Annotated in this window: 31 protein-coding genes and 1 other RNA gene; 23 read left to right on the top strand and 9 right to left on the bottom strand. The window is 54.9% G+C overall.

The genetic code is table 11. The features are described 5' to 3' along the window. Window positions 1-92 precede the first annotated feature (92 nt). The 7 genes from ACW5XD_RS18310 to ACW5XD_RS18340 all read right to left on the bottom strand — a co-directional run bounded on the left by ACW5XD_RS18310 (window position 93) and on the right by ACW5XD_RS18340 (window position 8,103). Window positions 93-1,997 (bottom strand): fructose-specific PTS transporter subunit EIIC, encoded by a 1,905-nt coding sequence (locus ACW5XD_RS18310; RefSeq protein ID WP_456496107.1) that lies wholly within the window; start codon window positions 1,995-1,997, stop codon window positions 93-95. Window positions 1,998-2,464: 467 nt separating this feature from the next. Beyond that, window positions 2,465-3,241: a phosphotransferase family protein gene (locus tag ACW5XD_RS18315; protein ID WP_456496108.1), complete on the bottom strand. Its 777-nt coding sequence runs from the start codon at window positions 3,239-3,241 to the stop codon at window positions 2,465-2,467. Between the two features lie 12 nt (window positions 3,242-3,253). After that, window positions 3,254-3,769, bottom strand: coding sequence for an AAA family ATPase (locus ACW5XD_RS18320; RefSeq protein ID WP_456496109.1), 516 nt, complete (start codon window positions 3,767-3,769; stop codon window positions 3,254-3,256). Between the two features lie 180 nt (window positions 3,770-3,949). Further along, a complete protein-coding gene (locus tag ACW5XD_RS18325; RefSeq protein ID WP_456496110.1) occupies window positions 3,950-4,417 on the bottom strand; it encodes a hypothetical protein in 468 nt (155 codons plus the stop codon). 192 nt (window positions 4,418-4,609) lie between these two features. Beyond that, a complete protein-coding gene (locus tag ACW5XD_RS18330) occupies window positions 4,610-5,917 on the bottom strand; it encodes an ATP-binding protein (protein WP_456496111.1) in 1,308 nt (435 codons plus the stop codon). A 548-nt stretch (window positions 5,918-6,465) separates the two neighbouring features. Next, complete coding sequence (locus tag ACW5XD_RS18335) at window positions 6,466-6,729, bottom strand: hypothetical protein (protein ID WP_456496112.1); 264 nt, start codon at window positions 6,727-6,729, stop codon at window positions 6,466-6,468. A 159-nt stretch (window positions 6,730-6,888) separates the two neighbouring features. Beyond that, window positions 6,889-8,103, bottom strand: a complete 1,215-nt coding sequence (locus ACW5XD_RS18340) for an ROK family protein (RefSeq protein WP_456496113.1) — start codon at window positions 8,101-8,103, stop codon at window positions 6,889-6,891. A gap of 119 nt (window positions 8,104-8,222) precedes the next feature. On the opposite strand from ACW5XD_RS18340, the gene ACW5XD_RS18345 reads away from it, so the two are divergent. Further along, window positions 8,223-8,345: a hypothetical protein gene (locus tag ACW5XD_RS18345; RefSeq protein WP_456496114.1), complete on the top strand. Its 123-nt coding sequence runs from the start codon at window positions 8,223-8,225 to the stop codon at window positions 8,343-8,345. Between the two features lie 224 nt (window positions 8,346-8,569). Here the strand turns inward: ACW5XD_RS18345 and ACW5XD_RS18350 are convergent, their stop codons facing one another. Both ACW5XD_RS18350 and ACW5XD_RS18355 read right to left on the bottom strand, forming a co-directional pair. Beyond that, window positions 8,570-8,842 carry a phage head morphogenesis protein gene (locus tag ACW5XD_RS18350; protein ID WP_456496115.1) on the bottom strand — a complete coding sequence of 91 codons (273 nt, stop codon included), beginning with the start codon at window positions 8,840-8,842 and terminating at the stop codon, window positions 8,570-8,572. Window position 8,843: 1 nt separating this feature from the next. Next, on the bottom strand, window positions 8,844-9,605 hold the full coding sequence (locus ACW5XD_RS18355; protein ID WP_456496116.1) for a LexA family transcriptional regulator: 762 nt from the start codon (window positions 9,603-9,605) through the stop codon (window positions 8,844-8,846). Window positions 9,606-9,738: 133 nt separating this feature from the next. Here ACW5XD_RS18355 and ACW5XD_RS18360 point away from each other — a divergent pair, with 133 nt between their 5' ends. The 22 genes from ACW5XD_RS18360 (at window position 9,739) to ACW5XD_RS18465 (ending at window position 20,194) form a co-directional block, all read left to right on the top strand. Then, window positions 9,739-10,005, top strand: coding sequence for a helix-turn-helix domain-containing protein (locus tag ACW5XD_RS18360; protein ID WP_456496117.1), 267 nt, complete (start codon window positions 9,739-9,741; stop codon window positions 10,003-10,005). A 10-nt stretch (window positions 10,006-10,015) separates the two neighbouring features. After that, the gene (locus ACW5XD_RS18365; protein ID WP_456496118.1) at window positions 10,016-12,040 is read left to right on the top strand and encodes a transposase domain-containing protein; all 2,025 of its coding nucleotides are present in this window, start codon (window positions 10,016-10,018) and stop codon (window positions 12,038-12,040) included. Window positions 12,041-12,099: 59 nt separating this feature from the next. Next, a complete protein-coding gene (locus ACW5XD_RS18370; RefSeq protein WP_456496119.1) occupies window positions 12,100-13,035 on the top strand; it encodes an AAA family ATPase in 936 nt (311 codons plus the stop codon). 259 nt (window positions 13,036-13,294) lie between these two features. Continuing rightward, complete coding sequence (locus ACW5XD_RS18375; protein WP_456496120.1) at window positions 13,295-13,507, top strand: hypothetical protein; 213 nt, start codon at window positions 13,295-13,297, stop codon at window positions 13,505-13,507. After that, the gene (locus tag ACW5XD_RS18380; protein WP_456496121.1) at window positions 13,504-13,827 is read left to right on the top strand and encodes a hypothetical protein; all 324 of its coding nucleotides are present in this window, start codon (window positions 13,504-13,506) and stop codon (window positions 13,825-13,827) included. The genes ACW5XD_RS18375 and ACW5XD_RS18380 overlap by 4 nt, the downstream gene beginning before the upstream one ends. Before the next feature lie 8 nt (window positions 13,828-13,835). Next, on the top strand, window positions 13,836-14,027 hold the full coding sequence (locus ACW5XD_RS18385) for a hypothetical protein (protein WP_456496122.1): 192 nt from the start codon (window positions 13,836-13,838) through the stop codon (window positions 14,025-14,027). 12 nt (window positions 14,028-14,039) lie between these two features. Further along, window positions 14,040-14,648, top strand: a complete 609-nt coding sequence (locus tag ACW5XD_RS18390; RefSeq protein WP_288030105.1) for a DUF3164 family protein — start codon at window positions 14,040-14,042, stop codon at window positions 14,646-14,648. An 8-nt stretch (window positions 14,649-14,656) separates the two neighbouring features. Next, a complete protein-coding gene (locus tag ACW5XD_RS18395; RefSeq protein WP_456496123.1) occupies window positions 14,657-15,046 on the top strand; it encodes a hypothetical protein in 390 nt (129 codons plus the stop codon). After that, complete coding sequence (locus ACW5XD_RS18400; RefSeq protein WP_111588176.1) at window positions 15,036-15,320, top strand: hypothetical protein; 285 nt, start codon at window positions 15,036-15,038, stop codon at window positions 15,318-15,320. Before ACW5XD_RS18395 ends, ACW5XD_RS18400 begins: the two co-directional genes overlap by 11 nt. Further along, a complete protein-coding gene (locus ACW5XD_RS18405) occupies window positions 15,313-15,558 on the top strand; it encodes an ANR family transcriptional regulator (RefSeq protein WP_456496124.1) in 246 nt (81 codons plus the stop codon). Before ACW5XD_RS18400 ends, ACW5XD_RS18405 begins: the two co-directional genes overlap by 8 nt. Continuing rightward, a complete protein-coding gene (locus ACW5XD_RS18410; protein WP_456496125.1) occupies window positions 15,558-15,737 on the top strand; it encodes a hypothetical protein in 180 nt (59 codons plus the stop codon). The genes ACW5XD_RS18405 and ACW5XD_RS18410 overlap by 1 nt, the downstream gene beginning before the upstream one ends. Then, a complete protein-coding gene (locus tag ACW5XD_RS18415; protein ID WP_456496126.1) occupies window positions 15,738-16,022 on the top strand; it encodes a hypothetical protein in 285 nt (94 codons plus the stop codon). 120 nt (window positions 16,023-16,142) lie between these two features. Next, window positions 16,143-16,355 (top strand): hypothetical protein, encoded by a 213-nt coding sequence (locus ACW5XD_RS18420; protein ID WP_456496127.1) that lies wholly within the window; start codon window positions 16,143-16,145, stop codon window positions 16,353-16,355. Between the two features lie 10 nt (window positions 16,356-16,365). After that, window positions 16,366-16,680 (top strand): hypothetical protein, encoded by a 315-nt coding sequence (locus ACW5XD_RS18425; RefSeq protein ID WP_456496128.1) that lies wholly within the window; start codon window positions 16,366-16,368, stop codon window positions 16,678-16,680. Window positions 16,681-16,690: 10 nt separating this feature from the next. After that, an RNA gene (locus ACW5XD_RS18430) (hammerhead ribozyme type II) lies at window positions 16,691-16,755 on the top strand. A gap of 32 nt (window positions 16,756-16,787) precedes the next feature. Continuing rightward, entirely contained in the window at window positions 16,788-17,039 is a 252-nt protein-coding gene (locus ACW5XD_RS18435; RefSeq protein ID WP_456496129.1) for a hypothetical protein, read from the top strand. A gap of 220 nt (window positions 17,040-17,259) precedes the next feature. Further along, on the top strand, window positions 17,260-17,517 hold the full coding sequence (locus ACW5XD_RS18440; protein WP_456496130.1) for a hypothetical protein: 258 nt from the start codon (window positions 17,260-17,262) through the stop codon (window positions 17,515-17,517). Next, entirely contained in the window at window positions 17,507-18,034 is a 528-nt protein-coding gene (locus ACW5XD_RS18445; RefSeq protein ID WP_456496131.1) for a hypothetical protein, read from the top strand. The genes ACW5XD_RS18440 and ACW5XD_RS18445 overlap by 11 nt, the downstream gene beginning before the upstream one ends. Continuing rightward, window positions 18,024-18,650, top strand: coding sequence for a gp16 family protein (locus tag ACW5XD_RS18450; protein ID WP_456496132.1), 627 nt, complete (start codon window positions 18,024-18,026; stop codon window positions 18,648-18,650). The genes ACW5XD_RS18445 and ACW5XD_RS18450 overlap by 11 nt, the downstream gene beginning before the upstream one ends. Before the next feature lie 36 nt (window positions 18,651-18,686). Next, window positions 18,687-19,163 (top strand): Mor transcription activator family protein, encoded by a 477-nt coding sequence (locus ACW5XD_RS18455; protein WP_456496133.1) that lies wholly within the window; start codon window positions 18,687-18,689, stop codon window positions 19,161-19,163. Continuing rightward, window positions 19,163-19,621: a hypothetical protein gene (locus tag ACW5XD_RS18460; protein ID WP_456496134.1), complete on the top strand. Its 459-nt coding sequence runs from the start codon at window positions 19,163-19,165 to the stop codon at window positions 19,619-19,621. Before ACW5XD_RS18455 ends, ACW5XD_RS18460 begins: the two co-directional genes overlap by 1 nt. A gap of 102 nt (window positions 19,622-19,723) precedes the next feature. Next, window positions 19,724-20,194 carry a glycoside hydrolase family protein gene (locus ACW5XD_RS18465; RefSeq protein WP_456496135.1) on the top strand — a complete coding sequence of 157 codons (471 nt, stop codon included), beginning with the start codon at window positions 19,724-19,726 and terminating at the stop codon, window positions 20,192-20,194.

The raw sequence follows: 20,194 nt of genomic DNA on the forward strand, positions 1-20,194 counted from the left end.
CGGCAGGTCAACGGCCGTACCGGCGCAATATCAGGTGCAATGAAAGAGGCCACCCGCAGGTGGCCTCTTGTCGCATGAGCGCGAGAAGGGGATCAGGCCGCCTTGGCCAGTTCCACCTCGTTGGTTTTCTTCACCCGCAGTTTTTTCAGGGCAACCGCCACCACGCCGGTGACGATGGCGCCACAGATCATGCAGAGCAGCGCCAGCAGCGGCTTGTTGACCGCACCCAGCAGGGCAACGATGGGGCCACCGTGGGCCACGCTGTTGGTGATGCCGAACAGGAAAGCCATCACGGCGGCTGTCATGCTGCCCAGCACGTTGGCCGGAATGACGGCGAGCGGATCACGGGCGGCGAACGGGATCGCACCCTCCGAAATCCCCACCAGACCCATGGCACCGGCGGCTTTGCCCGCCTCGATTTCGGAAGCGTCGAAGATGCCCAGCTTGCGACCGAGTACGGTCGCAAGCGACATGCCGAGCGGCGCGGCCGGGATGGCGCAGGCCATGGCCCCCATGAACTGGGTCTGGCCGGAGGCTATCATGCCCACCGAGAACAGGAAGGCCACCTTGTTGACCGGGCCGCCCATATCAAAGCCGGCCATGCCCCCCAGCACTATGCCCAGCAGCACCAGGCTGCCACCGCTCATGGAGAGCAGCATGGCGTTCAGACCCGTCATCATGTCGGCGATGGGCGCACCTATGATGAAGATGAAGACGGCTGCGATAAACAGTGATCCGACGATGGGCGCGATCAGGATCGGCACCAGTGGCTGTACCATCTTGTGGTACTGGCGGGTGGCAATCCAGCGCACCAGATAACCGACCAGCAGGCCCGCTATGATGGCACCGATAAAGCCGGTACCGGCGTCGGCGCCGTAGAAGCTGCCGTTGTTGGCGATCCAGCCGCCGATAAAGCCCGGGGCCAGGGCCGGGCGATCACCGATGGCGTAGGCAATGTAACCCGCCAATATGGGGATCATCAGGGTGAAGGCGGCCACGCCCACGTTGAGGATCTGGTTCCACATGCTCCCTTCCGGGATCTGCATGCCGCTCGGGGTCGGGTTGCCGCCGATGGCCAGCGCCAGCGCAATCAAGAGACCGCCGGTCACCACGAACGGGATCATGTGAGAAACGCCGTTCATCAGGTAGCGATAGAGGTCGGAACTGCCGCCCGTGCTCTTCTCTTCACCCTTCTTGTCTTCTTTGCCAGCCACATAGGCCGGCGCCTTCAGCGCCTGCTCGATCAGTCCCTTGCCATCCTTGATGGGGGCCTTGACGCCTGTCTTGATGAGCGGCTTGCCGTTGAAGCGGGCCATGTCCACCTGCTTGTCACAGGCCACGACGATGGCGCTGGCGCGGGCGATCTCGGCCGTGGTCGGACTGTTCTTGACGCCGATGGAACCGTTGGTCTCCACCTTCACCTCGTAACCCAGCTCCTTGGCGGCGCGCTCAAGGGACTCCGCCGCCAGATAGGTGTGGGCGATACCGGCCGGGCAGCCGGTGACACCTATGATGAAGCCTTTGTCGGCAACAGGGGTGGCTTGCTCTTCTTTCTTCTCGAGCAGCAGGGCCAGTGCGGCGGCCGGGGTCTTGGCGGCCAGCAGTTTGGCAATGAAACCTTCTTCAATCAGCTTGGCGGAGAGCTCGGCCAGCACCTCGATATGGTGGTTGGCGCCACCGGCCGGGGAGGCAATCATGAAAAACAGCCGGGAGGGCTTGCCATCCTCGGCGCCGTAGTCGATACCGCTGCGGCTGATGCCGATGGCCACCGCCGGTGTGCTCACCGCCGCGCTCTTGGCGTGGGGCAGGGCAACGCCCTCCTCGAAACCTGTGTTGTCCAGCGCTTCCCGGGCCCACAGATCCTTGATGAACTGTTGCTCATCGCTGACCTTGCCCTGCGCGACCAGCAAGCGGGCCATCTCGCTGAAGACCTCTTCCTTGCGCGTGGCCTTTAAATCGAGCGCGATCAGCTGCTCGTTGATAAGGGTGGTGATCATGGTGTTCTCCCCGCTCCTCGATGGAGCCTGTTGGCATGCCGCCCGTGCTGGCACGGCATGCAGACAAAATTGACCTCACTATTATCGCGCCGGGGAGCAAGCGACCCTATCGGACAAATGTGCGAATGACTGGATTTTTGTGCGCCATCGGCCTGAGTGTGACCCTGATCGCAAAGTGGGGGAACAAGAAAAATGGGGACAAGTCGAATTACCTGTTATTTTATTTTTGTTATAAATCAATAAATTGTAATTTTATGGACGTGTGTGCTCTGAACGTGTATCGAGTATTTGCTCAAGCAAAGGTCAACATCTGCCTGTAAATTTGTGAGGTGAAAATAGATGGCGATATGTGAGCCAGCGCACACAAATGGCGGTGGCTGGAGAAAAATAAGAGGAGAGCAAGAGAGGAAAAACTGGAGAAATGGGCTTGCCAGAAGAGGGGGGCGAAAGCCAGCTTGGCGAGGCTGCTATACCATATGTGCGACCGAATCGAGCCAGTGCGGAATCTGTTGCCGATACCAGTTCAGGTACGTCTGGGCCTCCGGTTTATTTCTTCTTAGCAACAGGTTGGAGACTTCAATAACTAGCCAGCACTTCGCAATGATGAGATGGCGTAGCAGCAGGTCGCCAGAGAGAAGCGAACTGTGGCGCAGGTAGTGTGCAATGATGGTTTCATACTCCGCAAGTGAACCCATTCTCGGTACCAGCGGGGCCAGGTCGATGGCCGGGCTGCCATAACCAAATCGCTCCCAGTCAAACAACACCAGCTCGCCATTGTCGCGGGTGCCCCAGTTGCCCTCGTTGGTATCCCCCGAGATCAGAGTTCGCTCCGTGAACAGCTCACAGCCAAGCTGCTGAATATGGCGGATCGTCTTGCTGGCTGACTCAGGCAGGCAAAGAGCAGAGAGAGCAGCATCGGTATCGGCGATCGACCAGTGGTGTGATTTCACCGCAAAGTCGGGCTGATACTTGGTGTTATGCAGGCTGGCCAGCTGGATAAAGGTCTGCTCGTTGTGGTGCAGTTGCGCGAGGGTGACCGGATGAGGAATCTGTTCAAGAAAAAGGGTCTCACCTTCGACCTTGAGCAGGGCCGGCGTGTTGACCCCGTGCAAGTGCGAAGTAGCTTGTCGGTAGAAATTGCACTCGACCGGCGATGCCCTGCTTTTTCTGATGCAAGGAGTGCCATCCAGCACATGGATATTTACGGAGGCACCTCCCATCTTTGCCAGCTCGTGTTGCATCATCCAGTACCCCCGTTAGCTGTGAGCGGCCAGTTGCGTGAGATAGCTATTTACCTCTGCGCGAATCGTGAAATGGTACTTGTCGTTTGGGAATCGATCAAATAGCTCGCGATGGAAGTGGCGGGAGCTTTTGCCAGCTCGCTGCCCATATTCCGATGCCCACACCAGCAGTTGTTGAAAGTTCTTTTCCGCTGCCACTGCATCCCGTTGTCTGGCGCTTTGTGATCCGCGCGATAGCAGTGAATTCCGGCATACCGACCAGTCGAGATCCAGAAATAGCAGGGTATCGGCGGCAGCAAGCAGTTGCTCGGCCAGGGCGCCAAATACCCCTTCGACCACCCATGATCGCTCTTGAGCAAGTGTTTGAATGGCATGGTCAATCTCATGCTGGGGCCGTTTTTGGTTAAAGCCGCCCGGCTGCCAGACAATGGTATCCAGATTGACCTCGTGGATAGTTAACCCCTCAGCCAATCGAGCCGCCAACCAGCTCTTGCCCGATCCAGAGTTGCCAATAATCAGAATTCGTTTCATCTATGAGATCTCTTTTTTGGAACAGATATCTGGAGGCTGGAAAGTAGAGATGATGACGCGAATGTCCGAATACGCTTCTCTATTCGAACCTACGTTCTGTAGCTTCGCTTATGTGGAGCTTGGCAGAAGTCACAACTAACAGTTCATGTTATTTTCAATCTTTTTTTAATTTAAAACGGGCTATAACGCACTTTCACTCATGTTTTTTATATCTTCCGTAAGTTGGTTAGGTGTATTAGATATGATATCTAGTTCTTTTAGACTTAACCGAGTTGAGATATCGTTGTATCTTAACTCAAACTCGTTAAGGATTTGCTTCCAAGTTTTAACTATTATTCTATAATTACCGGTCTTTTGAACCAGTCCTGTTTCACCATGCATTTTATTCGACTCTAAATCGGACCTGAGATCCGCAGCAATGATATGACTTTCAGAAATTTCATTTCCTACTAAAACAAAATCCCAAAGTGAGTGTTCGTCTTGGAACTGCGGTTCATTAGCAATTAAATTCTTGTATTTTTTAATTTGCTGTAACTCTTGGTCACCAAGCTTTATACTAGGGCGTTTCAGTTCAATAACGACATGATGAAAATACTTCCTGTCATCATCACCGATTCGAAATCCTTTTTGAGCTATAAAAATATCCATTTCTTTATTTTTATCTGGATGCGTAATTGGTTTTCTATCGTAGTAATTATCTTTATTATGGAATTTTAAAAATTGTCTTAATGCTTGTTCGAACTTATCTTCTTCAGAGGTAAGAAGATAATATTTTTCTCCAAAGAGCCAAAGGTTTGACTCAATACATTTTTGAATATGAGGGACTTCTAACGCAAAGCGCTAATGCTGATAAATTAGTGATTTGAAATTTTGAATTATATCAAGACGATCTTTTACATGTTCGGCAGTTCTAGTAATATTTTCTAAGGTAGTACGTTGCAATAATTTTGAAATTCTGCACATGTCATCTTCAGAAAGTGAAACAACGCCATCTAGAACATCAAAAAGCTCCGACATTCTATTTGATTGAACTATTCTATCTAGTAATTTTATCAATATCTTCTTTTGAGACTTATTTAGCTGTTTAGAGAATACAGATGGTTCTGCCTCATAAATAGTTTTAATTGTTGCAATGAGTTGTTCTCTATGGAATTGATTTATAACAATGTTGTCTCCTTTCATTTCTGGGAAGACACCTTCAGACAAATACTGCTCGATTAAAATGTCGGCAGCGTTGTTTCTAAATTTAATATACTCTTGTCTTAATTTTCTTTTAGCCGTTGTTAAAAGCTCAATAAAAATATCTGACTCTGTGTTTTTTTCTCCAGAAAATAAATCTGCACTACCGCCAAAATCATCAAACCAAGTGGATGATACATATGCTGAGCAGAAGAATCCTTTAAGATTTAGATCTGATAGTTCTTTATGTATAATATCTTGAGATGAATTGATAAAGTAAATTAACGATTTTTCATTATTTTGCTTTTCATCCCAAAAAATTGACTTAATATCGAACGTAAAGTCTGAGATGGTTTCAGTTACAAGTAAGCTGTTGAACTTTGAGCGTTCTAAGGAAAGACCATTAATGGATATATCCAATGTTTTATTTGATATTAAAAGCCAAGTGAACTCATTCTTTAGATATGGAACTATTGTGTCATTGAAATAATTAAAATCAATTTTCTTAATGTGCTCAAAGCGTACAGTTGTCCCTGTTTTTTGAGGCTCACAATCTAGATGAGATATTTTAGGTTCATATTGACTCAGGCGTCCTGAGTCTATAGTAAACTCAAAAGATTTTTTACCATTACTTGTTTCCCAAGTTGCTTTTTCACAAAATTTAATAAAGCTAAAACGTCCTCGGCCTTTTTTGCCTCTAGTGGTGGGCTTTGAAATGTTTTTCTTTTTAGAGTCAAGGAATAGATCTAGTGTATTGTCGAGATCATCGATATCTATACCATCGCCATCATCAAGAATAGTGATTGAAGACATGCCTTGAATTGCATTTATTTCAGTTGTGATAGATATTCTTTTTGCATTAGCATCGAAGCCATTCCAAATGTATTCTGATATAGCCTGTTCAGGGCTTATATTTGTAATTTGACTTTTTATACTCTGATCTGTTGTTTTTAAATATCTTGCATTCATTTTATTTCTCCACAGATCCTGTATTTATATACCAATAAGTAAAGTCATTTTCGCTTGGTGAAATATGATTGGTTTTTCTCGATGTGTATATAAGGATAAACTATTAATTACTCTAAAAATTAGACTGGATTTAGCGACTCCTAATAATGATGGCAAACATCATAGTTATTAAAGCCATCCATATGCTGACTGCTAAAAACATGGGGAGTGAGCCCATGTGCCAGTTTCTGCTTTTAGAGTTCCCTCTTATAGAGCCGAGTTGTAGGGGAGAAGCTCGGCGCCATTCCACGCTACCGCCCGTGGATTACAGCCTCCAGCCTGCTGCGGTCATCCGGCGATGTGGTGGATGGCGAAACGGCTGCACAGGGTTATCTCTGCAAGAGTGGTTGCCAAGTGGAGCATATTAATCGAGAGAGGAGCAGGGTAAAACCGCCGTCGGGCAAAAACCTGCCAGAGATCAATAAATTACTTATTAAGTGGCTGCTATCTGACCGCTTGGTAAAGTGACCGCAGGTAGAACTCAATCCCTTGTCGGAGACTACAGCCACTCAATACTCCAGAAACTTCTCCCCGCAGCGCTCGCAGATCAGGTGCTTTACATGGGTGGTCTGGTAAGCCAGCGTTTCGCCAAATGCCCAGTTGGTGAGGGTGCTGGCGCGAAAGGCTTGCCAGAAGGCCTTGCGCGGCTCTTTGGGCATGATGTCCTGGCTGTGATCGCGGGCGACCAGTACCACGATATGGCGGGTGCGCTCCCTGCATTTGTCACAGCGATGGATTTCACTTGGCGGGTTCTGGTCGTGCAGGCTGGTCATGATGACGCTCGTGCAGGCTTGTGAAGATAGTGGGGCGCCCATCATATTCCTCTCCACTTGGCTCTCAACCCCCTCGCCAGAGGGAGTTTGCCAATCGGGATCGGGATCACCTTTTCGGCAACCGGGGTCAGTCAGGGGACTGCGTCCTATCTCTGCTTGTCAGATAGGGACGCTGGCATCGCTGCGCCGTTCCAGTGCCCGTTCCACATAGAGATAGCCGATGCCCATCACCTGTTGGGCGCGGTTGAGCGTGCCGACGCGCAGTTGGGTTGCATTGACCGCATCGCTGCAATCGAACGGATTGGCACCGGTCTGGTGGATGATGGTCTGCAGCCAGGTTTCACCAAAGCCGCAGCTGCGGCCATAGAGCCAGATGCGGTTGATGTTGAGGATATTGAGGAAGTTGTAGAGGCTCAGGCCAATGGCGCGGGCCCCTTCGTCCACCAGGGCGCGGATCATGGCATCTCCCTGATGGTAGAGCGCGAGCAACTGGGCCGTATCCAGCTCCACACCCACCAGCGCCGGGTTGTCGGCACTGGCTTGCTGCTTGAGAAAGACCCGGGCCCGTTTTTTGATGGCAAACAGCGAGGCGACCGTCTCCAGGCAGCCGTAGCGGCCGCAGGCACAGGCGCTGCCGTCCGGGTTGATGATGGTGTGGCCTATCTGGCCGCTGCCAAACAGGGCGCCCCGATAGATCTGGTCGTTGATGATAAAGGCGGAGCCGATGCCGTAATCGACGTTGATGACGCAAAAATCCCCGTTTCCTTCCCGGCCCTGCCACTTCTGGGCCAGCGCCAGCATGATGCAGTCGTTATCCACCATCACCTCGCAGCCGAGGCGCTCTTCCAGCAGGTACTTGAGCTCGACCGGTGCGTGCCAGGGGGCTTGCGGCATGGTCTGGGAGACCCCGGTGGCCGGGTTGACCTGACCGTGTACCGCCAGCGCCAGCCGGATCGCCAGCCCCTTGTGGCGGCGTTTGTGCTGATAGTAGTGCGCTTCAATCAGGCGCAGCAGTTCATCGGGGGTCTGCGGGGCTATCTTCTGGCCGCTGAACTCATCCAGCGGGGTGATCAGGTTATCCACCAGTATGCTCTCCAGACTGGTGGGGCTGATGTTGAGGCAGAGGATGGCCCTCTGGCCGCTGGCAATGCGGTAGCTGCCGCCATTGATGCCGCGTTGGGAGAGGTTCTGTTCGCTGTGGCTGATGGCGCCGTCGGCCACCAGCTCGTCGAGGATCTTGCTGACCGCCGGGATGGAGAGCTCGCAGTGACGGGCCAGGGTGGACTTGCTCGCCTCCTTGAGTTGGTAGAGCAGTGCCAGCAACACCTGCTTGTTGTGGTGGCGTACCTTCTGGTTGTTCAGGCCGATGATCATCAGTTCACTAAACTCCGCTTACTGTATTGCGTGATCTTTAAGCGAAAATCGCTGTAATCACCATTCTAAACTGGCCTCATCGAAACGTTTACTAATAAATGTTAAATGAGGCGAGATTGATGAGAGCTGATGTAAGAGTCTGGGTCGAAGCCGTCACCCTGCCGACCTACGAGGTCGGTGCCGAAGATCCCAACCCCATGTTTCTCGAGAAGCGGGTCTATCAGGGCTCCTCGGGTGTATAGACTCTAGTGGATTGATCACTGGGAATGGTTAGGGAATAAGTGGGATCGTGAGGGAATGAGTGGGATCGGAAAACCAGAAGCTGCGCGGCCTGTAGAGCAATAGAAACTCTGCAGGCCGTTTTCGTTGGTACTGACCCACGAAATGATCAAAGGATCCAAAAGCGGCGTAAAATCGCGACTGAATTGATCACTGTCGATTTTGTGAATTGGCATTTAAATGAGGTTTAAACACGAGTCTTGGCACTGCCTGATGCCAGCATCTTCTGATACTCATACTTTGAAACCTGCCGAACCCCGCAGGTGCACCCATCGCTATTGGGCGGGAAGTGCTGTTCCCACCATGGGTCATCCACAGAAAGCACCACGCCATCCCACTGTAGATGAAGCTGACAGGCATCAAGGCGCGGGCCAAGCTGATACAGCAGGTAGGGCATAGCCCGCTTAGAGCGCTGGATACGCTGCCACTGGGCGGCAGCTCTCTCGGTCTTCTTGTCCATGTCACTCTCCTACGTCGTGGGAGATATGGACGACCTGTCCGATAACTTCGAAGGTGTACTGCTCGTCCTTCGGTACCTCGATCGGCTGATAGTGCTTGTTGTCGCTCAGCAGCAGCCAAGCGCTCGGCAGCACCTGCAGGCGCTTGACCCATAGCTGGTCATCATTGCGCACCACGTAGATGTGGCCGTCAACCGGGCGCGTTCTGCCCAGGTGCACGACCAGGGTGTCGTTGTTGCTGATGGTGGGCTCCATGCTGTCGCCTTTGCTCCAGACAATCGCCAGCTCCTTCTCAGCAAAGCCACGCCACTTCAGCCACTTACGGCGGAACGCAAGGTAGCGGCATGGTTCAAGTTCACCCTGCGTTAGTGCTCCATGCCCAGCCGATACCTGGATTCTATAGCCAGGGATCATGGCAAACTCTTCCATCCACTTCACCATTTCATCGGTGCTGTAATGTGCAGGTATCTCGCAGACCTGTGCCTCATCCTGCTTAATGTGACCACGGCCCGTCGCCAACCATTCAATGCTAGCCCCGGTTGCATCTGCCAATGTGACTAATGAGTCGAGGGTGGGCAGGCTTACCCCACTCAGGTAGTTGTGCAGCTTCGAGTATGAAATCCCAGTCTCGCGGCTGAACTTCCTGCCGTTCCCAACTCCAACCAGTTGCTGCAACCGTTCTGAAAAACCAGTTCCTTTTCCTGTGTCTGGCAAAGGAACTGTGTTCCTTTTTTCCTCCTTCGGTTCCTTTTCATCGTAAGTCATTGTTCTTTTTCCTATTTATCTCTCGTTTGTAACTCTGGATTATTTTCATTAAAAGGAACTGAAAGGCCTTGATCTGTTCCTTTTGTTGATCAACAATTGTCACCAATGTTGGTAACTGAGTTGGTTTAATAAAATGAATAATGCCAAATCTTCACAGATTAGCCCAGAAATAGGAACAGAGATTTCTGATTGGCACCGCGCTGATGTCATTGCCGCGCTCAAAAAACGCGGAATGAACATCACAGCATTGAGCCGCGATAACGGTCTAGCTGCTGGGACGCTGGCCAATGCACTCCGTGCTCCCTGGCCAAAGGGAGAGAGGATCATCGCTGATGCTCTGGGGTTAGAGCCGAGAGATATATGGCCTACTCGTTACCCACAACTGCAGCAAGCAAGCTGAGGGGGTGGTGATGGATTGGTTCATTGCATCTGAATTGGCCGAGGCTGCATTGCCGGGTATGCCAAGCACTGCCAGAGGAATGCTCAAGAGCTTGAAGAAGCTTGCCGAGTGTTCACCTGACAAATCCCGTCAGCGCGAAGGCAGCAAGGCTACTGAATACCACATCAGCATTCTGCCACCGGTCGTCCAAGCCGCCCTGCTGCGCAAGGCTGGCAAGGTCAAGGTCGGTGGTATGACGCTGGATCTGCCAAAGCCCCAGGCGCCGCGCTACTGCAAAGATCAGCTGTGGGCCAACTGGAAGAAGGCCAACGAAAAGGCGCACGCCAAAGCCATGGCCCGTGCGGCTGCCGTCAAGGCGGTGCATGCCCTGGTTGCCAGCGGCAGCACCCTGATGCAGGCCTACCAGCACATATCAGACGAGTTCGACATCGCCCTGCCGACCCTGCGCCGCTACTGCGCCATGGTCAAAGGCTTTGACGATAGCGACTGGCTGGCCGTGCTGGTGCCCAAGCAGCAGCAAGCCGCCACCGAAGGCCGCGCCGTTCGTCTGGCCGCTGTCAGCGATCAAGCCTGGGATTTCTTCAAAGTCGATTATCTGCGCAGTGAGCAGCCGAACGCGGCCAGCTGCTACGAACGGCTCAAGGTCGCAGCCAAGGAACACGGCTGGACGTACCCAAGCCTGGATAGCCTGATGCGCCGGCTGGATCTGGAAGTGCCCCACGCCCAGCAAGTCATGCTGCGCCAAGGTGAGCACGCCATGATGCAGCTCTACCCGCCGCAAGAACGCACCATCGAAGACCTGGACGCCATGGAGTGGATCAACGGCGACGGCTACCTGCACAACGTCTTCGTGACGTGGTTCAACGGTGAAGTGCTGCGCCCGAAAACATGGTTCTGGCAGGACATCTACAGCCGCAAGATCGTGGGCTGGCGCACTGATATCAGTGAGAACACCGACAGCATCCGCCTGTCCCTGATGGACGTGTGCAGCAAATACGGCATCCCGCGTGAGATCACCATCGATAACACCCGCGCCGCGGCCAACAAGTGGATGACCGGGGGCGTGCCGAACCGCTACCGCTTTAAGGTCAAGCCAGATGACCCGCTCGGCATGATCCCCATGCTTGGCATCAAGCTGCACTGGTCCAGCGTGCTGCTGGGCAAGGGCCACGGTCAGGCCAAGCCGATCGAGCGTGCCTTTGGTAATGGCGGACTTGAGGAATACATCGACAAGCACCCGGCGCTGGAAGGCTGCTACACCGGCCCTAACCCCATGGCCAAGCCCGATAATTATGGTGAACGGGCGGCGGATGCAGCCGAGTTTCTGCGCATCGTGGCCGAAGGGGTCGCCATGTACAACGCCAAGGTTGGGCGCCAGACCGAGGCCTGCCGTGGGGTGATGAGCTTTGACCAGGCATTCGAGCAGAGCTACCGCCAAGCGACGATCCGCAAAGCCAGCGCCGAGCAGCTCACCATGATGCTGTTGCAGTCAGAGGCCTGCCGCGTCAGCCAGCACGGCACCATCACACTGGAATCGGGCGGCGCCATCGCCAACCGCAGCAACCGTTACTTCCACGCCGATCTGGCCGAGTACGTCGGGCAGAAGGTGGTGGCGCGGTTCGACCCGCAGCGCCTGCACGAGGCGGTGGTCGTCACCACCCTCAACGGCCTGCATATCTGCGATGCACAGTGCCTAGAGAAAGTGGCTTTCGGCGATACCCAGCAAGCCCGCGAGCACAAGCGCAAGCGCACCCAGTTCGTCAAATCGAACAAGGCCGCCGCGCTGGCCAAGCAAGGCATGTCAGCCCTCGAAGCTGCCGCCCTGCTGCCCAGCATCACAGACGAAGAAGCACCCGAAACCAAGGTGGTGGAAATGGTGCGCCCGATCAGCCACGGCAATGCCGCGCTGGCCGTGCAACCGTTGGCCCAGAACGCCCCCACACCCAGCAGTCAACCCGAACCCGTCATCGACTTTGAGGCCCGCTTTCAAGCAGCCGCCGAAGCCATGGCTGAAAAACAGAAAAACCGGTTTTAACCGGCCTTTAAACCACAAAAAAAGCGGCCTTGTGGGCCGCGATAAGGGAGTTACTTGACATGACAAACGTAGTCACTTTGGACCAAAACGGCAACAGCCAGGACGTACTGGCCCGGGTCAGGGCCCTGCTGGAGCAGAGCACCGTCACCCAGGCGCAGGTTGCCAAAGAAGTGGGGATCTCCCCGACCACCGTCAACCAGTTGCTGAACGGCAACTACAAGGCGGATCCGGTGGCCATGGTGCAGAAGCTGGCCAACTGGCTGACCGCCCGCGACCAGCGTGCCGATGCCCCCCGCGATCCCGGCTTTGTGCTGACCGAAACCGCCAAGCAGATCCGCGCAGACATGACCTATGCGCTGACCACTCAGAGCATCGTCATCATTCACGGCTCGTCTGGCGTGGGCAAAACCACCGCCCTGCGCGAGTTCCAGCGCAACAACAACAACGTCTGGGTGATCACCACCAGCCCGAGCCGCGCCACCATGACCGAGTGCATGTATGAGCTTGCCATGGAGCTGGGGATGGAGAACGCCCCCCGCCTGCGTGGCCCGCTGGCCCGCGCCCTGCGCCGCCGCTTGCTCAACACCAAAGGCCTGATCGTGGTGGACGAAGCCGACCACCTCGATCGCGCCACCCTCGAAGAGCTGCGCATTCTGGTGGAAGAGGTCGAGGTCGGCATGGTGCTGGTCGGCAACAGCCGGGTTTACACCCAGCTGACCGGCGGCCAGCGCTCTGAGGACTTCGCCCGTCTCTATTCCCGCGTGGCCAAGAAGCGCGCCCTCACCAAGGCCAAGAAAGCCGACGTGATGGCAGTGGCGGATGCCTGGAACATCGACGGCGCGGCCGAGCGGGATCTGTTGCTGCGGATCAGTGAACGCCCCGGTGCCCTGCGACTGGTCAGCAAGAACCTGAAACTGGCGGTGATGTACTCCGGCGGCGAGCCGCTGACCGAGGCCATCCTGCGCCACGCCTACAACGAGCTGGAGGGGGAGTGATGGAAAAGTGCCGAGTAGAGGGAATGCGCGTCATCCCATGTGAATTTCTGGCTAAGGCCAGCCAAGGGAACTTCGCAGGAAGGCGTGGAGGCGGTGTTTTTGAATGGCATTTCGCCCCGATGAAAGGCCCGTCAAAGGAGATGCGCCGGATGTTCGGGTTAAGAAGTGGCGAATACAAAGACGGCCTGATTTTTAACTACTGCCCATTCTGTGGCGGTGACCTAAAGGCAGCTCAGCCATCGCATCAGGAGGGAGCGTGATGAACAAATGGCGTCAATCACCCTACCCAATACCGGAACAACCATGGACGCATATCAACCTGCTCAGCGGTAGCAAGGGCCGCGTGGTTGAGCATAGCGATGGCGAAGTGGTTATCGAAGACGAAAAGCTCCAGCGCCAAAGCTACGACCTAGACCGGCTGCACCTCACCTGGGCGCCGTTGAACAGTGATTCACAAGGAGAGCAAGCATGAACATTCGAACCAAAAGCATCGGCGTGATCACCCAGCGAGTGATGGCAGAACTGCGCAAGAAAGGCTGCCAAGTGCTGGCCGTCAAGGCCGCCCAGGTACGCCCCATGATCGAGATTGCCTACCCCAGCCCCGAGCTGCAGTGCAACGCCATCGAGATCGCTGAGCAGGTGAACGGCCTGCGCCGCCGCGCCTACGTAGCCCGCCTCGGTGGCTGCATCGTCCACTGGCATGACGAGCCGTGCCGCGATGACTTCGAACTGACCGGCAACATGACCGCCGTCGAGTACCTGCACCATCGCGCCGCCGGCTTTCCGGGTTAGGGGTTGCCATGCAAAAACAAGTCATTCCCTGGCACCAGATGACCACCAATCAAGCCATGAGCTGGCTGGTCGTAAATGACCCAGAAGGTAACTGGATGACGCTAGGCGCCAACCAAAAAAAACTTCAAGAGGCAGTCGGAGACAACCTTCAAAGCTTTGGTGAAGAAACCCAATCAGGCGATGTAATCGCAACATTTTAAGGAAGCACAGCAATGACCAACCAAACCGACACCTTGCACCGCAATGCCCAGGGCCACCTGGTACCAGAAAGCCTGATCAAGACCATTGACCTGATCCGTGATGGCGTGGTGCGCAAGCAAGTCGCTGCGGCACAAGCCCTGCAGCTGCAAATGGCCGCTGCCAAGGTGCAGATGCAGCGGGAGCTGGAAGACTATCTGGACCTCAGCGCCCAGGAATACGGCGTCACTTACGGCGGCGCCAAGGGCAACATCACCCTAACCAGCTATGACGGCTCAATGAAAGTAGAGCGGGCCATCGGCGAGCACCGGATTTTTGATGAACGGATCCAGGCTGCCAAGGCGCAAATCGACGCCTGCATCGAACGCTGGTCAGAGGGGGCAAGCGCCAATCTGGTGGCCATGGTTGACCATGCTTTTCGCGTCAACAAACAGGGCCGTATCGACGTCAATCAGGTACTGAGCCTGCGCAATCTGGCTATCGAAGATGACGAGTGGAAGGCCGCTATGGATGCCATCGCCGACGCCATCACCACCGTCAGCAAGAAAGAGTACATCCGCCTGTACCAGCGTGAGCCGTCTGGCAAGTACGTGGCGATCAACCTCGACTGGGCAAAGCTGTGAGGTGCGCCATGAAAATGACCACCATGACCCCCGAGTTTCTGCAGCAACTAATGCTGGCCACCCTACTGGCAGACCGTTGCGACGAGAACGGCACCGACTATGAGGAAGGCACCTATGAGCATGGCGTACGTGACGCCCTGCAGTGGGTGGTCGGATTGATGGATGCGACACCGCACAACGCGGAGGAATACACAGACCTGTCGATGCCTCTGGCCGCTGCTGAGGAATACCTCGCCGACCGTGGCGGCATGGAGCTGCTGCGGGTGTGGAACCAGGTGGATGTGAAAAGTGGCTGCAAGACCATGGGCCCTACCTGCCGTGGCTGCCCTGACTGCGGGCCGGTGATGGGGCATGAAACCTATCAAGCGATGTTTGGCAAGCAACAAGATGGAGTTTGAAACCCGCTATGGCCCGCTGTACGTCACCCGCCACGCCGTCGAGCGTTGGGTGCAACGTACCGGCCGCAGCGAACTAGACATGCTGGGCGCCCTGTCACGGGCTTGGCGCCCAAGCAAACGACAGCTGCGGCGGATCCGGCAGCGCGAGGCGGGATGGAGCCCGCGCCGGATCCTCGAATGTGACCATGCCTATTTCATCCTGAAAAACGGCTCAATCGTCACCGTCTATGACAAGCACCAAACCGAATGCGAACAGGAGTTACACCATGAGTAATCCGGATTATTTCGTGCGACTTGCAGGTGATCTACAAGCCAAGACAAACCCTAACGGCTTTATGGCACTGGCGGCCCGCGCCGCTGAACTAGAACACGCTGGATGCTACATCCCAGCCCGGGAACTGTGGGTGATGGCTAGGAAGGCGGCCAAGAACGTCATCAACCAGCAATGGGCCCAGCAACGGGCCGATCTGTGCATGACCTGCATCCACCGTTTCGGCAAGCGGGAGGCGTGATGACTATCAGCAAGGAACAGTGGCAGGCCATCGCGGCCGAGCTGAAAGGTGGGTGGGTGCAGGTCAAGTTCAAGCTGCACGGCCACGAGATCTACATCACCCGTGCCCGCAAGAGCGAAAGCACCACAGTGCTGGCCGTGTACATCGATGGCGTCATCAAATCTGACTGGTTTAAATAATTGAACGAGTTCGACCCCGCCGACGAGTTTATGAACAAGGTGGTCAAGCAGGTCTTTTTCCACAAGTTCAAAGCGATGTACAGCAGAAAGCAGTTGGAAACCATGGCCAAACACAAACGCCGCCTTGGCGCCAAACGCATGAAAGAGATGTTTGGAGAGGCGCCTGAAAAAGCAGGGTGGACCTACCTTGCTCCCTACTTCGGCAGCAGCACGGCCCTGGTGCGCCAGTTCAAGAAGATCGACGGGCTGGAGCTGGTCAGCGAACTGAACGAGGTAACCGAATGAGCTTTGAAGTCAGCACCGAAGGCGCCTTCTGGCTGCTGGTCAATGTGATGGCCCTGTTCTATGGGGCCTTCGTTGCCGGTCTGTTTACCGGCCTGTTCCTGGTCAACTGAGGTGCCCGATATGGAAAACGTGAACGCCCTGCTCAACACCAGCGTGGCCGATGCCAAAAGCACTCTGGAGTGCCAGCTGCAGCACAACCCGCAGCAGGCCCTGGACGATGCGCAGCTGGCCATCGACTTCATCAACCAGTACGGCCAAGCTGCCAGCCAGAAATCCAGGCTGGCCATGCTGACCACCATCGTCAACAAGGCGCGGAAAGCGCTGAGAAGTTAAGGGAAAACTCATGGAAAGTATCAAGCGCAGAGTCAGGGTAACGATCGAAAAAGAACTGGAAATAGAGCTGACACCGGCAGTTTTTGGCAGCCAAACAGAGGCTGAGTATCTGACCTCATTCAGACATGACTTGTGGGATGTGAGCAGTATTGAGGACGTAGTGACGTACGCCGCGTCAATGGCTGCTCACTACGGTGCCGGCATGGAGCATGACGGAATCGGGTTAATAGGCGCACCTCACAGTACATACCCGCGAGTACCTGACGTGAAGTTCCATGAGGTTTCCTGTGAGACTGAAACGGAGATCATCTCACCAGATTCCTGAGTAAGAGAAAACGCGAAACGGGGGCTTGCCCCCGTCTACCCAGCGTGGTGGCTGGGTACTGATGAGCAGCCGACCGGGCCCGGTCATATCAACCCAGAGAGGAAGCTATGACCCGAGAAGTGCTGAACAAGTTGTTAAACCGGCTCTATGGCGATCTGACCATAGCGCTGAATTGGAAAGACAAGCTGGTGCTGCAGCGCCGCTTCATTGCCCTGTCCAGGGGCGCAAGAAAGTACCACGCCAACGACATTGCCGGCGATGCCCTGCGCGGCGCAGAGCTGTTGTTGGCAGAGTTGGATGCCGAACGCCAGCAGTGGGATGGCAAGGGGGCCGTATGCACGGTGAGTACACGCCACTGATGAAACCAGGTTTGCTGGCCAAGCGGCTGGAGTCTGGCAAGGCCAGGCTGGATCCAGAGATAGGATTGGAAAAGCTCTGCAGCGGCTGCAACGAATACTGGCCTCAAGACACAGTTTTCTGGTCAGTGTGGAACAGCCCCAGATCCTGCGATGGCCTGCAGCATTACTGCAAGGCCTGCGAGAGTGACATCGCCATCAAACGCTGGAGAGAGAGGGTTGCATGAAGCTGACCGCCTACCAACGCCGTCAAGTGGATTACATGAAGGCGAATCACCCTTGTTACCCCAAACGCAAGACCAAAGGGATGAGCAAGCGGGAGCTAGCTGAGCTGGAGCGTCAAGCCGATGTGGCCGCCATGGCCTGGCTTGATCGCACCGTGCCGCGCTGGCGCGAGGGAAAGCCGCCAAAGGCCAACAAAATTTACGTCGCAGCGCTCTCAGTGAGCGATGCGGATGAGGAGCAATATAATGACGAATAAACATAGCTTGGAAGTAATGGCACAAAAGATTAAGCAGGTTCCTGACTACCGCCACAAGAGCGCGGCCATGCTTGCCGAGGCATTGGGAGAGTGTTCTGAACGGCAGATGCTGAGATGGATCCGCACCTTGATCGATAAAGGACTGATCGAACCACGTTCGCTGATCACTTATGACGGGCTGCTGACGGTGCGCCGCATCCAGCGTTATCTTGCCCAGAATCAGGGAACCGTTTATATGGGGATGCTGGCGAAAGAGGTCTATGGCGCCGGCAACAACTACTCATGGTTGCGCTGGCTGATTGAGAAGGCCGTAGCGGAGGGGTTCGAGCTGGATGTCTCACGCATCAGTAGCGAGACCATCCCTAAACAACTGCGGGCCAAGCGCCGAGAGGTAGAGGGTAAACCCCGTTTTGTGAGCATGGCCGATGTCGATGCCGACCACCGCCATGCCTGGATTGTATTGATGCAGTCCTGGTATCACCTCAGTCCACGCCAGGAGGTATCCCATGCAGCTTGATGCCAAACGCCTGCTGACCCTGGTGCAAGTTGGCCGCCGCGAACTGAGCCTGGATGAAGAGGACTATCGTGCCCTGCTGGAATCGGTCACCGGTGCCCGCTCTGCCAAGGGGCTCAAGGCCGCCCAGCTTGAGGATGTGGTCAAGGCTATGAAGGGCCTTGGGTTCAAGGTCAAGGGGGGATCGACCAGTCGCCGATCCCCGCCCAGCTCTGCCCATGTGCAGGCGCCGGAGGTGCGCAAGTTGCGGGCTATCTGGATCACCATGCATCAGGATGGCTTGCTGCATGACGGGTCTGAGGATGCCCTGGGCAGCTTTATCCGCAAGATGACAGCCAATGCCAACGGCGGCGTGGGCATCAACCGCGCTGAATGGCTTACCTCTGCTCAAGCGGAACGGGTGCTGGAAGCATTGAAAAAGTGGCATATCAGGCTGATGACGGCAGTCATTGAAGCGCGAGGGGAGTCAGTACCGGAGTCCTTGAGCCATCGGCCTGATGCCAAGCCGGGCTATGACCTGATCCGTGATGCTTACGAAAACCCGGGAACGCGGCCAGCGCGGATAACGGTGATCGATGGCAGCAAGCCAGTGAGCGAGATAAACGACAAGGCCCCGTAAGGGGCCTTTGAATTGGTGGGCTAGATCCCGTGGGTTATGATCTCAATATCCAGCCGTCGCTGGATATTGCTTTATCTGGCCCAGGAGGATGTGATGGACAGAGACGAACAGACCATCGATATGTTCGGTGAGCAGCTGGATGCAGCCCTGCTCAGCGATACCATCAACATCATCGAAGATGAGAAAACAGCCCGATGGCCAGAGACCATGCGCGAACTGTACACCCTGTTTTTAAGCACGGTGAGCAAGCATGGCGACTCGCCCGATCTGGCCATCATCCTGCTGGCCGAGCTGTGCCGCGTATATGGCGGGCTGCAATTCTACCTGCCACGGGGTAAGCTGCTGCAAAACACCATCCGCGATCTGCGGGTGTGGTCTGAATTCAAAGGCGATAACACCTTTGAACTGGCGCAGAAATACAAGGTGACTCAGCGCGAGATCTGGCGCATCACCGCCCGCATGCGTAAGTTCGAGATGAAGCGCCGTCAACCGGATTTGTTTGGAGAGCATTGATGAAAGTCTTGATCCTGTCTGCCCTGCTGCTCAGCGCCTCGCTGACCGCCGCCCCTCTTGACGAGGTAAAAAAGAGCTTTGAAGGATCCCATATTCAGAAAAATGATTGGGTGTCTGTTCAGCAGACTGATTATCAGCAGGCTGGTAATGCTGATAAATATCGAATACTTAATGTAAAGCTCGGCTCCAAAGAGGGGATGGTAAAGGTTGATTTCACCAATATTGAAGATGACCATGTTAGTGCAGCCGAAAGCTACTGCTGGAAACTGGCTGGCTTAACGCCGTTAATATTTCCAGAGACATGGAGCGATACCACTCCTGACCAATCAGCATTATCACTCGCATATATAGGCCCGCTGGAAAATGGCGCCACTCGCAAGGCCGTGATTAAAGGGTGGACGTTCATTAGATATCGAATGGAAAACACCATATATTGTTCAGCAAAAGAGGGGGCTTAGGCTCCCTCTTCTTTATTCCGAAAACCAATGACTTCACGCCTTCTCAACTAATTTCACCTCTCTAGCACACTGGATCAAATCTCCTATCTATCCAGGTGTGTCATGTCTTCCATCTACGCGCTTCTCCGATTCGAAGAAGGTTGGCGTTCCAAGCCTTATCGCTGCACTGAAGGTTATCCCACCGTCGGCTTTGGCTTTCGCATCGGCCCTCAGGGCGCCGATATCAAGCTCTATCAGTTCAGCTTGCCGGTGCGAGCTGGCGAGGCGTGGCTCGATAGCCTGATTTCCAATCTGGAAGTAGACATGCGCCGCTATCCCAAGCTGGCCATGGCGCTGCAAGTCTGTGAGCGCGACCCGGCACGGCTGGCAGTGTTGCAGTCGATGGCATACCAGATGGGTGTCAAAGGGCTGGCCGCCTTCAAGAACACCCTGCAGGCGGTGATTGAGCGCCGTTGGAACGATGCCGCCGCTGGCATGCTCAACAGCCGCTGGGCCAAGCAGACCCCCGAGCGGGCCCAGCGTCATGCCATACAGATGCGCACTGGCCTGTGGGCCCCGGAATACGGAGCCTGA

It is taken from the genome of Aeromonas enterica (assembly GCF_054052465.1).

What these genes read in the sequence shown, in the direction of transcription:
- ACW5XD_RS18360 (WP_456496117.1), top strand. Translation starts at nt 9,739, where the DNA reads ATGAATAATGCCAAATCTTCACAGATTAGCCCAGAAATAGGAACAGAG.
- ACW5XD_RS18460 (WP_456496134.1), top strand. Translation starts at nt 19,163, where the DNA reads ATGAAAGTCTTGATCCTGTCTGCCCTGCTGCTCAGCGCCTCGCTGACC.
- ACW5XD_RS18385 (WP_456496122.1), top strand. Translation starts at nt 13,836, where the DNA reads ATGCAAAAACAAGTCATTCCCTGGCACCAGATGACCACCAATCAAGCC.
- ACW5XD_RS18435 (WP_456496129.1), top strand. Translation starts at nt 16,788, where the DNA reads ATGACCCGAGAAGTGCTGAACAAGTTGTTAAACCGGCTCTATGGCGAT.
- ACW5XD_RS18365 (WP_456496118.1), top strand. Translation starts at nt 10,016, where the DNA reads ATGGATTGGTTCATTGCATCTGAATTGGCCGAGGCTGCATTGCCGGGT.
- ACW5XD_RS18315 (WP_456496108.1), bottom strand. Translation starts at nt 3,241, where the DNA reads ATGATGCAACACGAGCTGGCAAAGATGGGAGGTGCCTCCGTAAATATC.
- ACW5XD_RS18455 (WP_456496133.1), top strand. Translation starts at nt 18,687, where the DNA reads ATGATCTCAATATCCAGCCGTCGCTGGATATTGCTTTATCTGGCCCAG.
- ACW5XD_RS18405 (WP_456496124.1), top strand. Translation starts at nt 15,313, where the DNA reads ATGAGTAATCCGGATTATTTCGTGCGACTTGCAGGTGATCTACAAGCC.
- ACW5XD_RS18420 (WP_456496127.1), top strand. Translation starts at nt 16,143, where the DNA reads ATGGAAAACGTGAACGCCCTGCTCAACACCAGCGTGGCCGATGCCAAA.
- ACW5XD_RS18330 (WP_456496111.1), bottom strand. Translation starts at nt 5,917, where the DNA reads ATGAATGCAAGATATTTAAAAACAACAGATCAGAGTATAAAAAGTCAA.
- ACW5XD_RS18370 (WP_456496119.1), top strand. Translation starts at nt 12,100, where the DNA reads ATGACAAACGTAGTCACTTTGGACCAAAACGGCAACAGCCAGGACGTA.
- ACW5XD_RS18445 (WP_456496131.1), top strand. Translation starts at nt 17,507, where the DNA reads ATGACGAATAAACATAGCTTGGAAGTAATGGCACAAAAGATTAAGCAG.
- ACW5XD_RS18335 (WP_456496112.1), bottom strand. Translation starts at nt 6,729, where the DNA reads ATGACCAGCCTGCACGACCAGAACCCGCCAAGTGAAATCCATCGCTGT.
- ACW5XD_RS18465 (WP_456496135.1), top strand. Translation starts at nt 19,724, where the DNA reads ATGTCTTCCATCTACGCGCTTCTCCGATTCGAAGAAGGTTGGCGTTCC.
- ACW5XD_RS18345 (WP_456496114.1), top strand. Translation starts at nt 8,223, where the DNA reads ATGAGAGCTGATGTAAGAGTCTGGGTCGAAGCCGTCACCCTGCCGACC.
- ACW5XD_RS18395 (WP_456496123.1), top strand. Translation starts at nt 14,657, where the DNA reads ATGAAAATGACCACCATGACCCCCGAGTTTCTGCAGCAACTAATGCTG.
- ACW5XD_RS18310 (WP_456496107.1), bottom strand. Translation starts at nt 1,997, where the DNA reads ATGATCACCACCCTTATCAACGAGCAGCTGATCGCGCTCGATTTAAAG.
- ACW5XD_RS18350 (WP_456496115.1), bottom strand. Translation starts at nt 8,842, where the DNA reads ATGGACAAGAAGACCGAGAGAGCTGCCGCCCAGTGGCAGCGTATCCAG.
- ACW5XD_RS18380 (WP_456496121.1), top strand. Translation starts at nt 13,504, where the DNA reads ATGAACATTCGAACCAAAAGCATCGGCGTGATCACCCAGCGAGTGATG.
- ACW5XD_RS18440 (WP_456496130.1), top strand. Translation starts at nt 17,260, where the DNA reads ATGAAGCTGACCGCCTACCAACGCCGTCAAGTGGATTACATGAAGGCG.
- ACW5XD_RS18355 (WP_456496116.1), bottom strand. Translation starts at nt 9,605, where the DNA reads ATGACTTACGATGAAAAGGAACCGAAGGAGGAAAAAAGGAACACAGTT.
- ACW5XD_RS18325 (WP_456496110.1), bottom strand. Translation starts at nt 4,417, where the DNA reads ATGGATATTTTTATAGCTCAAAAAGGATTTCGAATCGGTGATGATGAC.
- ACW5XD_RS18340 (WP_456496113.1), bottom strand. Translation starts at nt 8,103, where the DNA reads ATGATCATCGGCCTGAACAACCAGAAGGTACGCCACCACAACAAGCAG.
- ACW5XD_RS18320 (WP_456496109.1), bottom strand. Translation starts at nt 3,769, where the DNA reads ATGAAACGAATTCTGATTATTGGCAACTCTGGATCGGGCAAGAGCTGG.
- ACW5XD_RS18450 (WP_456496132.1), top strand. Translation starts at nt 18,024, where the DNA reads ATGCAGCTTGATGCCAAACGCCTGCTGACCCTGGTGCAAGTTGGCCGC.
- ACW5XD_RS18400 (WP_111588176.1), top strand. Translation starts at nt 15,036, where the DNA reads ATGGAGTTTGAAACCCGCTATGGCCCGCTGTACGTCACCCGCCACGCC.
- ACW5XD_RS18410 (WP_456496125.1), top strand. Translation starts at nt 15,558, where the DNA reads ATGACTATCAGCAAGGAACAGTGGCAGGCCATCGCGGCCGAGCTGAAA.
- ACW5XD_RS18390 (WP_288030105.1), top strand. Translation starts at nt 14,040, where the DNA reads ATGACCAACCAAACCGACACCTTGCACCGCAATGCCCAGGGCCACCTG.
- ACW5XD_RS18425 (WP_456496128.1), top strand. Translation starts at nt 16,366, where the DNA reads ATGGAAAGTATCAAGCGCAGAGTCAGGGTAACGATCGAAAAAGAACTG.
- ACW5XD_RS18375 (WP_456496120.1), top strand. Translation starts at nt 13,295, where the DNA reads ATGAACAAATGGCGTCAATCACCCTACCCAATACCGGAACAACCATGG.